We start from the raw sequence: 16,246 nt of genomic DNA on the forward strand, positions 1-16,246 counted from the left end.
ATTGGGCTACTAGATGTATTTTTATTTTTCCCACACTAAAAATACCATCTAGTATTATCTACACTTATTCACTAAAACTCCCTAGTTCCTCTGTCCAAAAACATCCTTCTGTTAAAGCAGCTGCATCAATTTTTCGAAGTGCACTAGAAATCCACTCCACCAAACCTTTAGGTATATTTTTTTCAATATAAGCCTTTCTTCCATTGGCAGCCTTTACTTCTTTTATAAATTCCACATAGACAAGTAAAGATTCTGCAAACTTCTCTATCGTACTATTTATAAGAACGACTTTATTTTCATTGTCATAATCTATATATACGAGTTGTGATTTAGATTCATCAATACAGATTGGATTTCCACTACCAGTAAATCCAAAGTATATAAACTTATCATACATCGTACCTAATTCATTTTGTATCTCGCTCAACCTTATCCCGCCACCGTTATCCGCAGGTTCAAATGTAAGAAATGGAGGAGCAGACTCGGGAAAACCTGCTTTAATTAAGAAGTCTTTCGTTTCTTTCGAGAAGGAAAACGAGTGAATGATTTTTTCATTATAATGAATTAAACCGTATATTTCTTCATTCCAATTCACTAAAAAATCTTGTGGTGAGATCATTTTATCCTCCTGTATATCATACACTCTGTATTCGATTTTACTCGTATATTGCTTTCTTATACGACTACATGTCCATAAAAATACTTTTTACCAATCTTCCATTCTTTCTTTGTTAAAACATCGATATATGACATCAACTCTCTATGTTTTTCATTTTTTATTATCGTATCGTATTGAATAGGACATTTGATTCCACTCCAAATTGATAAAACGGAAGGTATAGTAACAACATTATAAGTAGTTCTATCTCTTAAAGAACTCATAACTTCCGAAACTAACTCCTTTGCCAAATCTCCAGGAAAAGATAGTCTATTACGATAATAGTATTCTTGCGTATCGTTATTTTCGATAAATTTAGAATAAGCTTCATTAAATTCTTCTAACGATACTTCATAATACTCGTCCTCAATTCCAAGCATCCATGAAAGTTCATTTCTTATAGCTTTTTCAACAAAGGTATCTTCCCACTCTTCTAGTAATGCTAAAAGATATGGTACTACATGATATGAAAGAGTTTCACCAGCACTTACTACAAAATTATGAACTCCATCCTCTGAAGCACTTGAAAGGAATTTCAAATTATTCGTTTCTAATAAATCATCGTGAGTAGCTGCTGAACAAAATAGTCTAGTGCATAAATTCAAAATAAGCTCATCTCGAGTACTATTCATAAGTTCGATTAGTAACCTCTTTACAGAGAAATCACCAAGCTTTAACAATTCATTAATTAAAATAAAGGATTCTTTCTCTGTTGCACTATCCCTTAAGTTAGACTTAAGAGTTTCAATTGTATGATTAGAAACTTCTCCATACCAAATATCTTTTTTTAAATGCTCTAAGTCCATCATTCTCTCTCCTTTTATTGCTGCTTACATTTATACGAACCATTTCATATGAATAATATTATTAATCATGTAACTTATTTAAAAACTCCGTAAAATCATTAGCCACAAAAAATACATTTTCCCTCGCTACTTCCTCTGCCTCCTCAGCCGTAATCCCTTCACTTTCCATCAATGTTTCCTTTTCCCATGCCCCCTCATGTTCCCAAAAGACGACAATTGGATCTTCTTTATGATTTTTATAATCAAAGCAAATTAAATTTCCTGCTGGATCAAATGCGAATGGTACCAATTCATTTGGCAGAGTAGAAATATACTGGTTATATACTTTAACGATATATTCACTACTATCTACATCATAAGAAAGTAAAGTTCCAAATACCTTTGTTATCGTATCTATTTCAAATTTATAAGGTAATATAGCTGAACCATTATTATTTGTAGCACATTCTACATAGTCACTTGGAAATATACACCCTATCTCTTTTCCCACAATGTTTATATATTCTGCTGAAACTGGCTCATCCGGTACTGGCCATGTTAAGTCATTTCTCATTCAACTTCACCTCCTAACAAATCACATCACGTTTATCCGAAATAACTAATTGCATCATCTAAGCTTTTATGTAAATTCCAGTCTAATTACGACCTCGTTTCTTTTAATTTTTTAGATAATCCTTCCCAGAAACATTTGGAGAAAAGGATACACCTCTCCGATCCTCCTCAAAACTTGGTATAGCCATTGCTTGTGCTGATTCTAAATATTTCATTGTAGATAGCCAACTATCAAATAACGTATCCATATCAGATACTAAGGGATTATTTAAAACATCTATGCAAGTTCCATCGTATATGTAAACCTTAAATTTCATTAATTATTAAAGAGGTTTGGAGTTCTCACTTAATAAGAGAAGAGATAGACGAGAAGAAAACGCCTAATAATCAAAAACTATAACAATTTATCGCGCTACTTTTGGGCAGTAAGTGCCTGAGTGGTTTAAATAATCCATCAGTAAGGATGAAGAAAAATCCTCACTGATGGAAGTTTCACTTTATCCTGCAATCTCAGCCGAAGAGAGCCCCTCATGAATATTTCCGCTTACAATGATAGAATGTCCCCAAAATATATCTCCATCCGAAAAGAATATTTCAAAATCACCTTCTGAATAAACGCTTAAGCTGCTTAATGTGATGGAATTAATGAACATTTCTTTTGTAATTTCGTCGATTTCTGCTTCATCATCATCTTGTAGCCATTCATTTGCTAACTCTACCAGTTCTTTTGCAGCGTACATTTTCATTTTCATTTTCCATTCATCTTGCTCTTTGAAAAGTGCATGTGCTGTTTCCAGTGCAGACTTCATCATATGTTTGTCTTCACTCCAATCAAAATATAAATGACATTCTTCACCAGCCCAAGATATTCTCTTTTCAAAAGTTTTCACTCTTTTATCGAGTTCGAACACACCCAACATCTCATCATGATAAAAAAGCGGTTTCATTGCATCTTGTAAGATGATTTCCAACTCATCATCTTTATATGGTGTTTCCAAAACCTTAACAAGCATCAATGAATTTTCTGACTTGCGCACCTGTAATGCTACAACTGTATTTGCTGTCAAAATGCCTTTTGATTTTCTCCATTCTGCATCATCAACCAACCATGCCAGTCGTATGTCTTCTTTTCTAATCGTTTCATTGTTATGTAAGTCTTTCCACGCAATCAAATCAATTGACGCAGTCCACAAAATGTTGTCACCGCCTTTTGATGCACCGATTCCTAATGCCCCTGTGACAGCTGCTATTTCAATCACATTTTCTGAGAATCTATTTTCAAATCTACTTATTTCACTTGATTTACTCAATTTCGAATACATTCCTTTCATAGCCCACAGGCATAAGTACTTTGTGAGTTTTCCTGTTTTATTATAATTGGTCATGGTAACGCCTATATAGAATTATAGCTATAATTCTATATAGGCTTTTTTTCACCTGGAATTTTAAATTTATTTACATCATATTCTTTAATTATATATACTTTTATAGCTTCAAAATCTTTACCAAAAGCAAGAAATGGATTTTTTAAGAAATATATTATTTCTTCGTCGTCATAAATTCGGGCTTTAATTATTTCTTTGTCCGAGTGAAACGATAAATTGACTCCTTTGTAAAAATATTCGTAGTATCCTTCTTCATCCTGCTCACTCTTATCTTCAAAAGGAACAGATTCAATATAATATATATTCCCATTTACATTTATTGATTTCATACAGCATGACTTCCTTTTCAAGAATATTCATAAGAAATTAAATAGTCTCTGTCAATCATACCAAAAATAAGGGATTTACTTTTAGAATTTATAAAAAATATATAGGATTAAATTTAAATCTTTATATTTTTTTCATATTACTTCATTATCTCTGTACAATTGTGTAATGTGTCACAGAAGTAGACATATTGCAATGAGTCGCAGTGAAGTGGGATATCCCTTGAGAATATAAAATAAGAAGATTAATCTAGAAAGACTATCTAGTTCGATCTTCTTTTATTGAATTTTTAATTAATGCATTTTTACCCTTAAAATAATATAATCAACGGGTGGATTATTATTTACATCCTCAAAACTGGTTCTAATTTTAAAGTCAAATTCATTTGTTATATTTTTCAATGAATAAATGTTTGTTCCATCTACACTTGTACGGGGCAATATATCCGAAAACGTAAAACGCATGAAGAATATGTTGCGGAACTATTAGAAAAACGCGGGTACGATATGCCGCAGAGTTTTTAGAAGTTCATGGCGATAATATCGAAGTTATAGAAACATACAAAGGCGCTAGAAATACCACGGAACACAAATGTAACTCATATAAAAATATATGGGAGGCAGCACCAACAAATATTTTAAAAGGAAAGGGAGAGAAACATTATGTCAAAGTTATTACGTGAATTATCTAAACCGGATAGTGAGGCTCTGCGTTCCGAAGCACTAGAACAGTTGAAAGTTACTTCAGGTAAAATTGTCGCTTGTGATCCTCTTATTTTTAATGAAAATCACTTCGAACAAACAATTCAGCCAGGTACATATCCAATTGTTGCTTGGTGGCATAAGGAAGATGGAGTCATTGCTGGTGCTGAATTGAAATTGTCGGAGTCAAAAGCGGTAGGATGGAAGATGGCAACAAAACCAGGACAAAATGTAAGTGAACTGGAAGACGGTTATATTTTTGGTTACCCAGTTGATACAAGCTTAGGGTGCTTTGCAGATGTTGAAGCAATTAGTAAGTTAGAAGAAATAGAAGACAGGTTACAACAAGAACTAGGAGAAGAATTTACTAGTTTGTATGATGATCTTATAGATGACATACTAACAGAACATGATGAAGATTGGGGAAATTGCGTGGTTTGTGAGGAAACAGGAAGTAATATCATTATATTCCGTTCAGGATATGGAGATGGATTTTATCCTTCCTATTGGGGAATCGATGAAGCAGGAAAAATCGTTTCACTTGTTACTGATTTTCAAGTGCTACATGAGGAAAATTGAGGACAACATCAATAATGATATAAGAGTCAATATTTTTTCTTTTACAGCGTCAAATATCCCCCGTCTAATATTTGCAAATAACCCGTGGGATAATCTCCTTATATACTACTGGTTCTAATAAATAGGGTTATATTCTTAAGTGAATATAACCCGTCATTTTATCATGATAGAGTTGAACTTCAGACACTCTACGCTCCGAAATTACTTTTTCTATGATTTCCTGGCGATTATATTCTACCTGCACCGTTTCACAGTTTCCCCAATGAGTAGGAGCGGATTTTTCGTTTGACTCAAATACATCTAGAAGACGATTCAATATCTCTTCCTCGTTAAATGCTACAGTCGGATACATTGCGATTGTAAAATAATTCGGTTTCATTTTAATCCCCCCTTTTTATTAGAAACGAGGTTATGTAACTAATTTCATTTATCACTGCCAGATAAGTTTGAACCCTTTCCACTATTAATCATGTAACTTATTTAAAAACTCCGTAAAATTATTAGCAATATAGCTTTCATACATCCTCCCTCAAAAAAAATCCCCACGCTTATGTGAAAATAATCTTTCAACACAAATATGAGGACTTCCTTATTTCATTACTATACTTTACACATTTTATTCGTTAGAATCTTCTTCATTCAATTTATATACTCTATCTCTTTTCTCATCACTTTTGACAAAAATAAGCTTTCCTTCTTTAACAAAACCTTCTAATAGTAAGCATACTTGCCCATATGCTTTAGGCTTATTCGTTGTGAATCTCTCATCTGATATTTTACCAGCTCGTATTAATTGTTCGCATAACTCAAGTGCACTTATTTCTTCAGAATTAATTAACTCTAAAATATCCTTTTGTAAGGGCGATAAAGGCACGGGGGGCTCAGCTACCTCCACCTTTTCTCGTTTGTTTTCTTCTTCAAATAAATCTTCGAATGAAATTTGATTCATACTTCTTTTCCTTTCTAACGATTGATTTGTATAACATGAACTGAATCCTATAGCGTATGTATTATTATGTTACCTTTTTTCATAAATCCCAAACTCATGTACATCGTTTCATATAGTATATTCCGATTATACCAAATATACGTTCTGTTTTCTATTGTAGAATTCGTTATAATAGGAATGAAAGTAATAATGAACATTTTCTCGTTGTTAATTGTATACTCTCTGTAAAAAAATACAATTAAAATTTATAAATTTGTATAATAAAATAGTACGAGTGAAATTTTATTATAGAAAGGTTCTGGTAATATGTTAGGTATTCATGTTGAAAAAACAAAAGATGAACTAATTATTTCATGGCAATTCTCTAAAATTCATATTCCATTATGTGAAATCACTGAGGTAACGGAAGATAATACATATGCTGGTGTTGAAGAAAAAAGCGTAATCCGAATTGGAACAGCATATGGTACAACTGATCGTATTTTAATTAAGACAGTAAAACAAAATTATTTATTATTCACTACTAATAGAGTATCCATTTTAAATAAAATAAAAGCTTAATTGTTTTTCTTCCTATATTTAAACGTTAAACACTTTCATTCTATTATAGGAAACGCTACAAAAGGTTCGTTGATTACTCCTGCTCCTAATTCGGAAGCATATGGTGAAACTATATAACACAAACACCCTAGCTCTTCGCTAGGGTATTCTTAGTTTTATCTATAATACAGTAGTTCTACAATTCTTATTTACTCCTTGTAATTGACTAAGAACCTCATTGGCAGTCCTCTCAAATCTTTTAGGGTTATCAGCAATAATTTCATTAAGTAAATTAATTATCATTAGTTGTATATCATGATTCATTCCTACAAGTACTTTAGCATACTCACTTCTATATAAATCATTATTTAAAATTCTTACGTTTAGTAGCATTGCCCACTCTTTTGCACTCTCAAACATTACAAGAATTATATTTTGCTTTTTATAAAACTTCTCCCTTATTTTATCACGTCTTGTTTTTCCTCTATCACTATCTGTTAGTTAATTCTTTGGTGATTGTTTCAGCTTTATATAATTCTTCTAATAATGTATGTGGATAATCATTGTGACTGTCCATATATGCACGTACGCCACCCACAATGGTTATTCCCTTAGTATCCTCGTTATTCTCTAATATTTCTAACGCTTTCTTATATCTTTTATATATTAATTGTAAAATACCACTATTAATATCTTTCGCATAGTCTTTCTCCAACTTATGTATCACGACTTTTACTTGTTGAATTAACTGCCTTTTCTTGTTCACTATGTCCTCCTATTTAATTATCATAAATTTTATTTCTATTTTTCACCACTCCAACAATGGCCTTTCCTCAACTAACTTAGTATTTTCACCATACTTCATCCCTGTAGCCACCTTCCGCGTCCATCGTCCTTCGTTCCCATTCTCCATACTGTATTCACTTATGGATATTCTTTTGAATTTCATTGATTTTTTGTAAGTATCTTTACTCATGCAGAGCTACCTCGAAACCCCATTGCCCTCGCTTCGAAATAAATTCTAATCAAAAACAACTCTCAATCCTAAGTTTTACGATAAATAAAAAACATCCATCTTGAAAAAAGATTGATCAAAATGGATTCTTCTTCAGCAGATTTTTGTTTGGACTTTATAAAAAATCCAAGCATTTTCTGCCTGTATCGCTCTATCATCGTTCCTGATTGTTCTCGCTAAAGTAAAGAGGCATTATTAAACTTTCTTAATATACTCATACACTTCTTTAGGTTTTATATTAAGCATGTGGGCAATTTCCGTTATTTTCTTTCCTTCTTCCTTCATCTTTTTGATTTTTCTCTCCATTGTTTGCTCATATTCTTCTGCGATATCAAATAATGGACTTAATAAAGAGTTCCATATTTCAAAATCAGTAAATTTATTTCTTTCCAAAAACTCATTTAACAATATATCCAATTCTTTAGTTAGTATCATTCTTTTACCTTCTAACACTTGTTTCTCAGTTAGAAAATCACCTATATCTTTCATAAAATTAATAAATGATTCCATGGAATCTGCAAGAAAATCGCCACCACTCCAACTATCCATTCCATGCATGAGTGAAGATATAGGGTATCCTTCCTCACTTAAGTCAATAATAATTGGATCTCCACACATAGTTTCATATGCAATAACAATCCAATTTGCATCCCAAGTATCTTCCTCATCGGTTACAAGGGAGTTTCCATCGGTGTCAATGCTGTATCCTACTTGAAATTCATCTAATTGCTCAAAAGAACATACATCAAAATTTACATACTCTCTAATTTTTTTATATTCTAAGTTCATAAGTTCTAAATTTCTCTTTATCTCTACTTTTTGATGATAAGAATTAAATTGTATCATTGTCATTTTTACTACATCCCTATTCATACTTTATATGTATTCTTTTGTATCTGGTTGTTTACTAACAAACTAAGCCAAGAATATTAATAATAGATATTGTTATTTTTTCTTTGCTGTATTCCCTATAGTTATTAGAAAACAAATTACAATGAAACTATAACACCAAATTCTCTACATGTTCTCAAATGTCTAATAAGATATTCACACCTACATTATTTACTAATAACTCGGTTAAAGATGGTGCAATTTTAACTGCATCCTCCATGTCTAAATTTCCAAAACTGTTATAGTATATACCAAAACCATCTTTACCTTGTAGATAAATTAATGCACCCCCACCTTCATCATCACCAATTGCGAGTGAATAAAGAAGGTAATTCTGCACTTTATAAGCTTCATTCATTTCTATGCAATCCGAAGCTCCCCATATCCTAATATACATTTGGTCATTAACATTAATTTCAACATTTGAAGCTAGCTGAATCATTTCTATATATTCTGTAGGTACATCTATTACTGAGAAATGCTGAAGCGCTTTAATTTCTTTTTCTTTCGAAGGAGGTTCTTTTGTATCAACAGTATACATAGCACTGATATTATGTAGTATGTTCATTTTAATTTTAACTTTCTATTTTTGTTGAGAAAACAGTGATGAAAAAGACGAGCTTTTTTATTTAAACTGATTGATTCGAGTGTATGTTGGAAGTGGTAATGAATGCTTCAGAGCATTTACAGAACTTCTTTACAAGCAACGAATCGAACGAGACATGAGAAAAGCTATCCTTGAAGTTCGTAAAAACAAAGAAACCATTAACTTAAACAAAGATGATAAATAACTCTTGTCATGAAATGACACTTAAAAAAGTCAACAGCTACGTTCTCCTAACGTAGCTGTTGACTTTTCTTATTGGAAATGTATTTTTGGCAGTGCCCAAAGAACTCACAAAATAGCATCAATTTCCTTTTACAATTTGACCAATATCTTTCTCATCTTCACTTATCAAATCATAAAATCCTACATGAACACCTTCTTTATACAACCAACATAGGTCTGTTCCATAGGGAGCATCAAAAATTTCTAACATAACTGGTGCTATTTCTAATACAGAGTTTGCTCCTAAAACTTGAAAGTTACTAGAATCATTTACATATTCATCATTATCTTCTGAAGAGTAAATAGTCCACCCATTTAATTGAGGAACTTCTGATTTTTCTCTAAATGTATAACGTATTGGTTTTCCTGCTACAACATTCTTAGAAACAATAAAACCTCCATAGTCAGAATTATTAACTTTCATATTCATACTCCTCAATAAGATTTAATAAATCATTTCTCAAAGAATACTCTTTGGTATAATCCACACATGATCTTTCAAATGATACTTTGAACCACTACTAATCCACACCTTTTGCTCTTCTAATTTCAATTATACAATATTAACAATCTATTTTCTTTTATTAATATATACCGCGCATTATTCATTAAGTTTACATACATCTATGAAAAAAGCACTTGTTGTCCAAAATAACAATCAAGTGCTTTAAGTTCATATGTTTTTAAGTAGCATAAATTTGTAAGTTTTGTAGTAACAGTATGACACCTTTTGTATATCATGACAACTACTACATTAAAACTTACGAGTTTGTACGAGTTCGTTAGTTTTATGTCCATTCCATGTGTTTATATTTATCGCCATGTAAAATGTCATCTCGCCTAAGCTCGTACTTCGTTTTCTATTCTACCATTGCACATAATACTCTATGATGGTACAACCATCATGGAGTATGCACTTTTAAACAACCTATTCTTTTTCTTTCCACTACAATAATAAGTTCTTTTGTTGTTGACTTGCCTTATGTGCTTTTATATCTTTTCAACTTTAAACATTAGATGCTCTTAATTACCTCATTAACAGATTCACTAAACATATCAGGGTCTTCATTTTTTATATCAATCAATAATTCTTTAATACTAATCGTAATTGATGGATCAAATCCCGAAAGTACTTTTCCATATGCTAATCTTACTTGAGGGTGATTAAGAATTCTATAATGTAAAATTTCTACCCATTCTTTTGCTGAGTTAATCATCTTCGGAACAGCTTTAGCAATACATACAAGTCCTTCTTCTATATTATTTTTATATAAGCTCTCTATTCCATGAATCAAACCAAACATAACCTCAAATTGCTCAGTCTCATCATCCAAAACTAAACATAAATCTGTAATAACAGAGACGTCGTTGTACTCTATTACTTCCATTAATGACTCATTAAAATCTCGTATCTCATTTTCATTTTCTAATAAACGATTATCGTATAGTCTTTTTAGATGACTCTTAATATCCAAAGGTAATCATCCTTTCCATGTTTTATTTATCAAATAAATGCGGATACAGCTCTTTGTTTCTTTTAATAACTTCTCTTAAACCTTCTCTTATCTCAGCAGTATATAAACCATCTTTTATATAAATTCTTCGAGCATCCAAAATATCATGAGCTAAGGCATCACGAAAGCTAAGGTTTAAATACGCCTTCGATTTTTCTCCTGATAGACCATATGTATATGTTTCACGATGTCTCCCACCGGTTCCAGGATGAGGTTGTTCCATATTCATACTCACACCATCATTCCTTTTTATACCAGCTTGTTTCATTTTCTCTGCAGAAGGCATATGATGTGGAGTAATATTATCAAAAGCAGTTCCTTGTTTCACAAGTTGTTTATAGGTTCCAACTTTTCCTTCATTAGTCAATAGAGCTTTATCCGTACCCTTAACCCCACTACTCTCCAAATTCGAGATCCTACTCTGAATACTCGCCTTAGAGGCATCATGGGCTTCTTGGAACTTCCCGCTATAGTTCGTTCCAGACTAGCGACACTTCCATCTGGCAGTATTTCTACACCTTTAACGAATGGGGTTACGGAGTCCACACCTTTTGCTAATGTATTTTCAATTATATAATATTCCCAACTTAATCTATCTAACAATCCTTAAAAATAATCTATATTAATTTTCACTTATTTATCAATCTCTAATATCTCTAAGAAAAAAGCACTCGCTACCAATCATAGGTTTTCGAGTGCTCAAATGTATATAATCCCCATCATATTTAAATCATTTTTAAGATTTGTTCCTTCACATTTTCGTCAAATTTGGCTCCTTCTACCTTTGCTCCTGTCCAAACTACATTGTCAAGTTTAGCACCGGTAAAATTCGCGTCAGTAAAATCACCATTTAAAAGGGTCGCTCCCGTTAAATCTGCGTCAGTAAAATCTGCGTTTCTAGCGTTTACTTCTGATAAATTAGCATCTTCTAAATATGCTTTTTCAAAGTTACCTTCTGTAAGATTCGCGTTGCTGAAATTTGTTCCCGTACAGTCGGCCTGTTTTGCATCTATTTTATATAAATTTGCTCGTCGAAAAGTAGCATGATTTAATATCGTTCCAACTAATTCTCCATATGAAAAATCAACTTCATCAAAACATGTTTCAAAACAACTACTTATATTTACCTTTGCATATTTCATATTGGCTTTAAAGAAATTAGCTTCACCAAATCTACAATCTGCAATATGTATTTCCTCTAAATTACAGCTCCTGAAATCAGCAAACTCAAAATCACAATCAAAAAAAGATGCTCTCATTAGTGAAGAAGCTCTTAAATGGACTTGTTTTGCCATGATCCCCTCTGCCATCACCTCTGACAAATCAGAAAAAGTAAGGTCTAAATTGCTCATATCTAGCCCATCTATAATTTCATCATTGTATTGAGATTGATTTAATATTTCCATGACTCTTATTCTATCATTCTCATTCATTATTACGAGCTCCTTTCATTTAGCTTTTCAGATAGTCCTTCCAAGCAATATTTGGAGAATAAGTTACACCCATTTGATCTTCATCAAAACTTGGTATAGCCATTACTTGTGCTGGTTCCAAATACTTCATTACTTGTAGCCAATTATCAAGTAATGTATCACTATCACTCTCTAATGGATTATTTAAAATATCAATACAAAGGCCACCCCAATCTAGCTCAGATACCACAGCTGGACTATTTTGTAATAATTCCTTATCAAACATTTCTAAAATATGACCGCTAAAGTATGTTCTAGCCCCTACCCCTAAGGGACCGTTAGGAAGAAACCTAACTGGTATTGGTTGGGAAGATATTTCCATCCACATTTGTAATCGTTCACGTTCGGTATTCCACGGATATGATAAAGGCCAAAAAATTTGAGTTACTCCATAACTTGGTTTCGCAATTTCTGCAATTTGGTCAGATAACTCAAAAAAAGCAGGCCATAATTTTTTAGGTATCGATTTATGAAACTCAAACTTCAAAAATGAGCGATGACTCCAGTTAACTTCAAAACTCCCACTATAGTTCACCGATTTATCACGATAAAGGTAAACTTCTGATACTTTATGCTCTGAAACTACTTTTTCCAGGATTTCCTGACGATTATATTCTACTCGTACCATTTCACTGTTACCCCAATGAGTAGGAGCAAATTTTTCATTTGACTCAAACACATCCAAAAGACGACCTAATACTTCTTCTTCGTTAAAAGATACTGTAGGATACATTGTAATTGAGAAAAAATCAGGTTTCATGTATATCCTCCTTAATACTAAAAAATATAGTCACATAATAATTTTTATTCATAGTTTTTTCCATCGCCCTCCACCAGGTAAACGTGAATTGCCCTCCCATTTATGAGTCACTTTTCCACTACTTAGGTCAGTATAGTAAATCTCACTCTTTTCTCCTAAAGGCCCACTTGGTCTTGGTTTAGGAGGAATTCCATTCAAATCGGGTTTATCACTTGATATTGTCACAATATGACTTCCATTTTTATCTTCGAGCATCTCTCTTTCAGCTCGCATTTGACTGTCATTATGAATAACGTGTTCTTTGTCACTTATTTTGTGTTTGTGGTCATGAACTAAATCGATTTCATCCTTAGCATTACGACCTATACTATCTGGACGCGTAAGATGCCCTTCACTGGATGTATACGTAACAACCTTGCCAAGGTTATTGTTCTCTAGCTTACGGTCAAGATGTTCTCCTAAAGCTTTTCTTCCTTTTATTTCTTCTTCCCTACCACACTCTGTGATTTTTTTTAGATTCTCATTCCTAACATCCCATTTTTCACGATCTAAAGGTGGGATCGTTTCTTCACAATGACGTTCATATCTAATATCATTTGCTACTTTATACTCTCCCTGAGCCTGAGCCTCAGCTTCATCTATTTTCTTTCGATAGTATTTTTCTCGTTCTGGAGTTAGTTTAACTTTTTTGGGTTTTGCATTACTACCTTTACCCGTACCCTTAACCCCACCACTCTCCAAATTCGAGATCCTACTCTGAATACTCGCCTTTGAGGCATCATGGGCTTCTTGGAATTTCCCGCTATAGTTCGTTCCAGTTCTAACGACACTTCCATCTGGCAGTATTTCTACACCTTTAACGAATGGGGTTACGGAGTCCGCACCTTTTGCTAATGTATTTTCAATTATATAATACTAGTAATTTTTGTTAACCTTAATTCATAAAAATAATTTTTAAACATTTATAACATGCCTATCTAATAAAAAAGCGCTTGTTGTCTTTCGTAGACAATCAAGCGCTTTAAGTTCATTTGTTTTTAAGCAGCATAAATTTATAAGTTTTGTAGTAACAATATGACACTTTTTATACTTCATAACAAATACTATGTTAAAACTTACGAGTTTGTACGAGTTCGTTAGTTTCATATACATTCCATGTGTTTATATTTATCGCCCGATAAAATGTCATCTCGCCTAAGCTCGTACTTTATTTTCTATTCTATCATTGCACATAATACTCTATGATGGTACAACCATCATGAGTCATTATTTTCAAGCTTCTCATTGTTTTTCTGTATCACTCAAAAATCTTTTTGGAGTTCCTTTATCTAGTTTTAATCATGTGATTTGTCTAGATAGATGTATTAGTGAAGCATACCCATAAATTCAGCAAATGTATCTGCAACATGATGACTTACTGGTTCAAGTTCAGCAGAATTCTCATGATCCCACACACAAACTTTCGGGTTACTTCTTGATTCTCTAAAATCTAAACATAAAAAATCACCGGCAAATAATACAGCAATTGGTAATAAAGCTACTCCCAGTAAATCTCCATCATCTGTAAGTCTCTCATCTAGCTGGGTCCATGTTACATCAATATCAAACATACCTATTTCAATATTTTCTGGGGCTTCAAGAATACATCAAAACCTAATAACTGCATAGCTATGGTTATTACACACAAAAGATTTCTTTTCTGGGGAACCACCATTATTAACTTTTATGAAATTCTTATAATCTACCGGTAGTTGAACTCTCCAAAATTCTTCTTTCTTTAATATTAAACTATCAGACGGTAACGGATAAATTATAGATTCTTTTTTAATTTCCATTCAAAACACTCCTTTTTTATTATCTTGGCGCATCTGCCCACATTCCTTTAGTCCTTCCACCATTATGAACAGTAATACCATGGATTCCGTAAGGAACTAGTTGCATTTTCCGCTCCCCAAAAACTATTTAAAGAAAAAAGATAACTGTCTACTAAATATAGATAGTAGATTGTTATCTTCTTTTCGTTTTCTTTATATTGATAAAATCCTTGTTTCTTACTCAAAGTAAGTGCTTTTTTAAGAGCCTCATCAAAATCAAAGTCATTTTTTATACCTGAATTTCTAAAAGAACTTTTATTAAACTCTTCATTTTATATGAATACATTTCATAATTCTCTTCCGTTTTTTCATCTAGTAGGATATTTTAATAAAAAATATTATCTTTCCTTTTTGTATTTCTCAATAATCTCTTTATCGAATTCATTATTTTCATCAGGTAACGTATTCAATTTTTTATATTTCCATATCACATGCCTTTCGTAATCATCATAATCACAATTATCCAAGTCTGTATAGTCATAATCAATGTTAAATTTCCCTGAAGAAGTTAGTTCAAATGTTAAATTAGACCATAATGGTTGATTATTATTTTTAAATTCCTCGCGCAATTTTTCTACATAGTCATTAAGTTTAAATAATTTTTCCATATACTGATTTTTATCTAAATTATATATTTTAGAAACCTCTAAACTATATATAGGTTCTGAAGAATCATTCGGATAGAAATAGAAAAAGGTCTCATTACTAAAGTCATCTATTTCTGCATATAAATAAACTTCCTTCCACCCAACAGGGATTATACTATTAAGATAGTTTGCAATCATTCCATATAATTCTTCCATTTTTTCAGTTTTCATATACTAACCTCCATATATATTTTTTAAAATTTTCACTTTTTCAATACCATTTATTTTATAACTGATAGCAAAGCTATCCGGTCGTATTGAAGTTCCGCTATACCTTGGCCTTATATCCACAAAAACTTCTTTTCCTCCCCTTAAAGCTTTTGCCCAAGCAGATTCCAATTTTTTATAAGCACTTACATTCACATTACCATTCATTGCAACTATATTATCAATTAGCGGAGATCCATTAAATTGCGTACCGATTAAATGTCCACCATGATCGCCTTGAGTACTAGGAGCTTTAACTCGGTCTTCTCCTCCAGCAGCTAGCTGATGCTTACTATTACGTTCTCCCATCTCTAACGTTAATTCTCCAGATGCTCTCTCAATTCTTCCTAGTTCATCTGTTTGATATAGATATCCATTCGTTTCATATTTTACATTAGGTTTCAATTTAAATTCATCTGAAAAGTGACTACCATCTTTAACTACATCATCAACAGCCTTACTACTATCACCCGTACCCTTAACCCCACCACTCTCCAAATTCGAGATCCTACTCTGAATACTCGCCTTTGAGGCATCATG

At 32.4% G+C, this 16,246-nt stretch carries 23 protein-coding genes and 3 pseudogenes; 3 read left to right on the forward strand and 23 right to left on the reverse strand.

The genetic code is table 11. The annotated features are described in order from the left end of the window. Window positions 1-64: 64 nt before the first annotated feature. The 5 genes from BAQ46_RS27400 to BAQ46_RS27425 all read right to left on the reverse strand — a co-directional run bounded on the left by BAQ46_RS27400 (window position 65) and on the right by BAQ46_RS27425 (window position 3,730). Window positions 65-619, reverse strand: a complete 555-nt coding sequence (locus BAQ46_RS27400) for an SUKH-4 family immunity protein (protein WP_001989090.1) — start codon at window positions 617-619, stop codon at window positions 65-67. Between the two features lie 56 nt (window positions 620-675). After that, complete coding sequence (gene imm47, locus BAQ46_RS27405) at window positions 676-1,464, reverse strand: Imm47 family immunity protein (protein ID WP_071743228.1); 789 nt, start codon at window positions 1,462-1,464, stop codon at window positions 676-678. A gap of 61 nt (window positions 1,465-1,525) precedes the next feature. After that, the gene (locus BAQ46_RS27410) at window positions 1,526-2,017 is read right to left on the reverse strand and encodes an SMI1/KNR4 family protein (protein ID WP_071743229.1); all 492 of its coding nucleotides are present in this window, start codon (window positions 2,015-2,017) and stop codon (window positions 1,526-1,528) included. 496 nt (window positions 2,018-2,513) lie between these two features. Continuing rightward, a complete protein-coding gene (locus BAQ46_RS27420; protein WP_061130594.1) occupies window positions 2,514-3,347 on the reverse strand; it encodes a DUF2262 domain-containing protein in 834 nt (277 codons plus the stop codon). Between the two features lie 86 nt (window positions 3,348-3,433). Further along, a complete protein-coding gene (locus tag BAQ46_RS27425; RefSeq protein ID WP_002024464.1) occupies window positions 3,434-3,730 on the reverse strand; it encodes a hypothetical protein in 297 nt (98 codons plus the stop codon). 660 nt (window positions 3,731-4,390) lie between these two features. Here BAQ46_RS27425 and BAQ46_RS27430 point away from each other — a divergent pair. Then, on the forward strand, window positions 4,391-5,008 hold the full coding sequence (locus tag BAQ46_RS27430) for a DUF4241 domain-containing protein (RefSeq protein WP_071743231.1): 618 nt from the start codon (window positions 4,391-4,393) through the stop codon (window positions 5,006-5,008). Between the two features lie 127 nt (window positions 5,009-5,135). On the opposite strand, the gene BAQ46_RS27435 is transcribed toward BAQ46_RS27430, so the two are convergent. Beyond that, window positions 5,136-5,387: a hypothetical protein gene (locus BAQ46_RS27435; protein ID WP_000804106.1), complete on the reverse strand. Its 252-nt coding sequence runs from the start codon at window positions 5,385-5,387 to the stop codon at window positions 5,136-5,138. A 237-nt stretch (window positions 5,388-5,624) separates the two neighbouring features. Beyond that, window positions 5,625-5,957 carry a DUF3895 domain-containing protein gene (locus BAQ46_RS27440; RefSeq protein ID WP_063245632.1) on the reverse strand — a complete coding sequence of 111 codons (333 nt, stop codon included), beginning with the start codon at window positions 5,955-5,957 and terminating at the stop codon, window positions 5,625-5,627. A 306-nt stretch (window positions 5,958-6,263) separates the two neighbouring features. Between BAQ46_RS27440 and BAQ46_RS27445 the strand changes: the two genes are divergently transcribed. Beyond that, window positions 6,264-6,518, forward strand: coding sequence for a SunI/YnzG family protein (locus BAQ46_RS27445; protein ID WP_000900622.1), 255 nt, complete (start codon window positions 6,264-6,266; stop codon window positions 6,516-6,518). Between the two features lie 159 nt (window positions 6,519-6,677). On the opposite strand, the pseudogene BAQ46_RS27450 reads toward BAQ46_RS27445, so the two are convergent. The 4 genes and pseudogenes from BAQ46_RS27450 to BAQ46_RS27465 form a co-directional block, all read right to left on the reverse strand. Then, window positions 6,678-6,917, reverse strand: a pseudogene (locus tag BAQ46_RS27450) (Imm30 family immunity protein); the annotation flags it as partial. Between the two features lie 70 nt (window positions 6,918-6,987). Next, entirely contained in the window at window positions 6,988-7,263 is a 276-nt protein-coding gene (locus BAQ46_RS27455) for a hypothetical protein (RefSeq protein WP_062822233.1), read from the reverse strand. A 444-nt stretch (window positions 7,264-7,707) separates the two neighbouring features. Next, complete coding sequence (locus BAQ46_RS27460) at window positions 7,708-8,364, reverse strand: SMI1/KNR4 family protein (RefSeq protein WP_061184296.1); 657 nt, start codon at window positions 8,362-8,364, stop codon at window positions 7,708-7,710. Between the two features lie 175 nt (window positions 8,365-8,539). Beyond that, window positions 8,540-8,971: an SMI1/KNR4 family protein gene (locus BAQ46_RS27465; protein WP_062822234.1), complete on the reverse strand. Its 432-nt coding sequence runs from the start codon at window positions 8,969-8,971 to the stop codon at window positions 8,540-8,542. A gap of 70 nt (window positions 8,972-9,041) precedes the next feature. Here BAQ46_RS27465 and BAQ46_RS30855 point away from each other — a divergent pair, with 70 nt between their 5' ends. Beyond that, window positions 9,042-9,194 carry a hypothetical protein gene (locus tag BAQ46_RS30855; RefSeq protein WP_169823872.1) on the forward strand — a complete coding sequence of 51 codons (153 nt, stop codon included), beginning with the start codon at window positions 9,042-9,044 and terminating at the stop codon, window positions 9,192-9,194. A 117-nt stretch (window positions 9,195-9,311) separates the two neighbouring features. Here BAQ46_RS30855 and BAQ46_RS27470 read toward each other — a convergent pair whose 3' ends face one another. The 12 genes and pseudogenes from BAQ46_RS27470 to BAQ46_RS27535 all read right to left on the reverse strand — a co-directional run. Beyond that, entirely contained in the window at window positions 9,312-9,656 is a 345-nt protein-coding gene (locus BAQ46_RS27470; RefSeq protein ID WP_061130545.1) for a DUF2185 domain-containing protein, read from the reverse strand. Window positions 9,657-10,245: 589 nt separating this feature from the next. Then, complete coding sequence (locus tag BAQ46_RS27485; RefSeq protein WP_061130544.1) at window positions 10,246-10,707, reverse strand: Imm30 family immunity protein; 462 nt, start codon at window positions 10,705-10,707, stop codon at window positions 10,246-10,248. A gap of 22 nt (window positions 10,708-10,729) precedes the next feature. After that, entirely contained in the window at window positions 10,730-11,152 is a 423-nt protein-coding gene (locus tag BAQ46_RS31290; protein ID WP_249024573.1) for a hypothetical protein, read from the reverse strand. Further along, a pseudogene (locus BAQ46_RS30950) lies at window positions 11,126-11,349 on the reverse strand (DNA/RNA non-specific endonuclease); the annotation flags it as partial. The gene BAQ46_RS31290 and the pseudogene BAQ46_RS30950, both read right to left, overlap by 27 nt. Window positions 11,350-11,471: 122 nt before the next feature. Further along, complete coding sequence (locus BAQ46_RS27500; RefSeq protein WP_016718037.1) at window positions 11,472-12,179, reverse strand: pentapeptide repeat-containing protein; 708 nt, start codon at window positions 12,177-12,179, stop codon at window positions 11,472-11,474. A gap of 19 nt (window positions 12,180-12,198) precedes the next feature. Next, window positions 12,199-12,978, reverse strand: a complete 780-nt coding sequence (locus BAQ46_RS27505; RefSeq protein WP_071743233.1) for a hypothetical protein — start codon at window positions 12,976-12,978, stop codon at window positions 12,199-12,201. Between the two features lie 48 nt (window positions 12,979-13,026). Next, a complete protein-coding gene (locus BAQ46_RS27510) occupies window positions 13,027-13,884 on the reverse strand; it encodes an ADP-ribosyltransferase (protein WP_071743235.1) in 858 nt (285 codons plus the stop codon). 48 nt (window positions 13,885-13,932) lie between these two features. Beyond that, a complete protein-coding gene (locus BAQ46_RS31295) occupies window positions 13,933-14,124 on the reverse strand; it encodes a hypothetical protein (RefSeq protein WP_071743237.1) in 192 nt (63 codons plus the stop codon). A gap of 218 nt (window positions 14,125-14,342) precedes the next feature. Then, window positions 14,343-14,813 (reverse strand): annotated as a pseudogene (locus BAQ46_RS27520) (SMI1/KNR4 family protein). Window positions 14,814-14,832: 19 nt separating this feature from the next. Then, on the reverse strand, window positions 14,833-14,919 hold the full coding sequence (locus BAQ46_RS30270) for an HNH endonuclease (protein ID WP_235355870.1): 87 nt from the start codon (window positions 14,917-14,919) through the stop codon (window positions 14,833-14,835). A gap of 271 nt (window positions 14,920-15,190) precedes the next feature. Next, complete coding sequence (locus BAQ46_RS27530; protein ID WP_000845734.1) at window positions 15,191-15,670, reverse strand: immunity protein YezG family protein; 480 nt, start codon at window positions 15,668-15,670, stop codon at window positions 15,191-15,193. Between the two features lie 3 nt (window positions 15,671-15,673). Next, window positions 15,674-16,246: DNA/RNA non-specific endonuclease (locus BAQ46_RS27535; protein ID WP_249024572.1), on the reverse strand; the 573-nt coding region annotated here is incomplete at its 5' end.

Origin of the sequence: Bacillus paranthracis (assembly GCF_001883995.1) — a bacterium.
Lineage (GTDB): Bacteria > Bacillota > Bacilli > Bacillales > Bacillaceae_G > Bacillus_A > Bacillus_A paranthracis.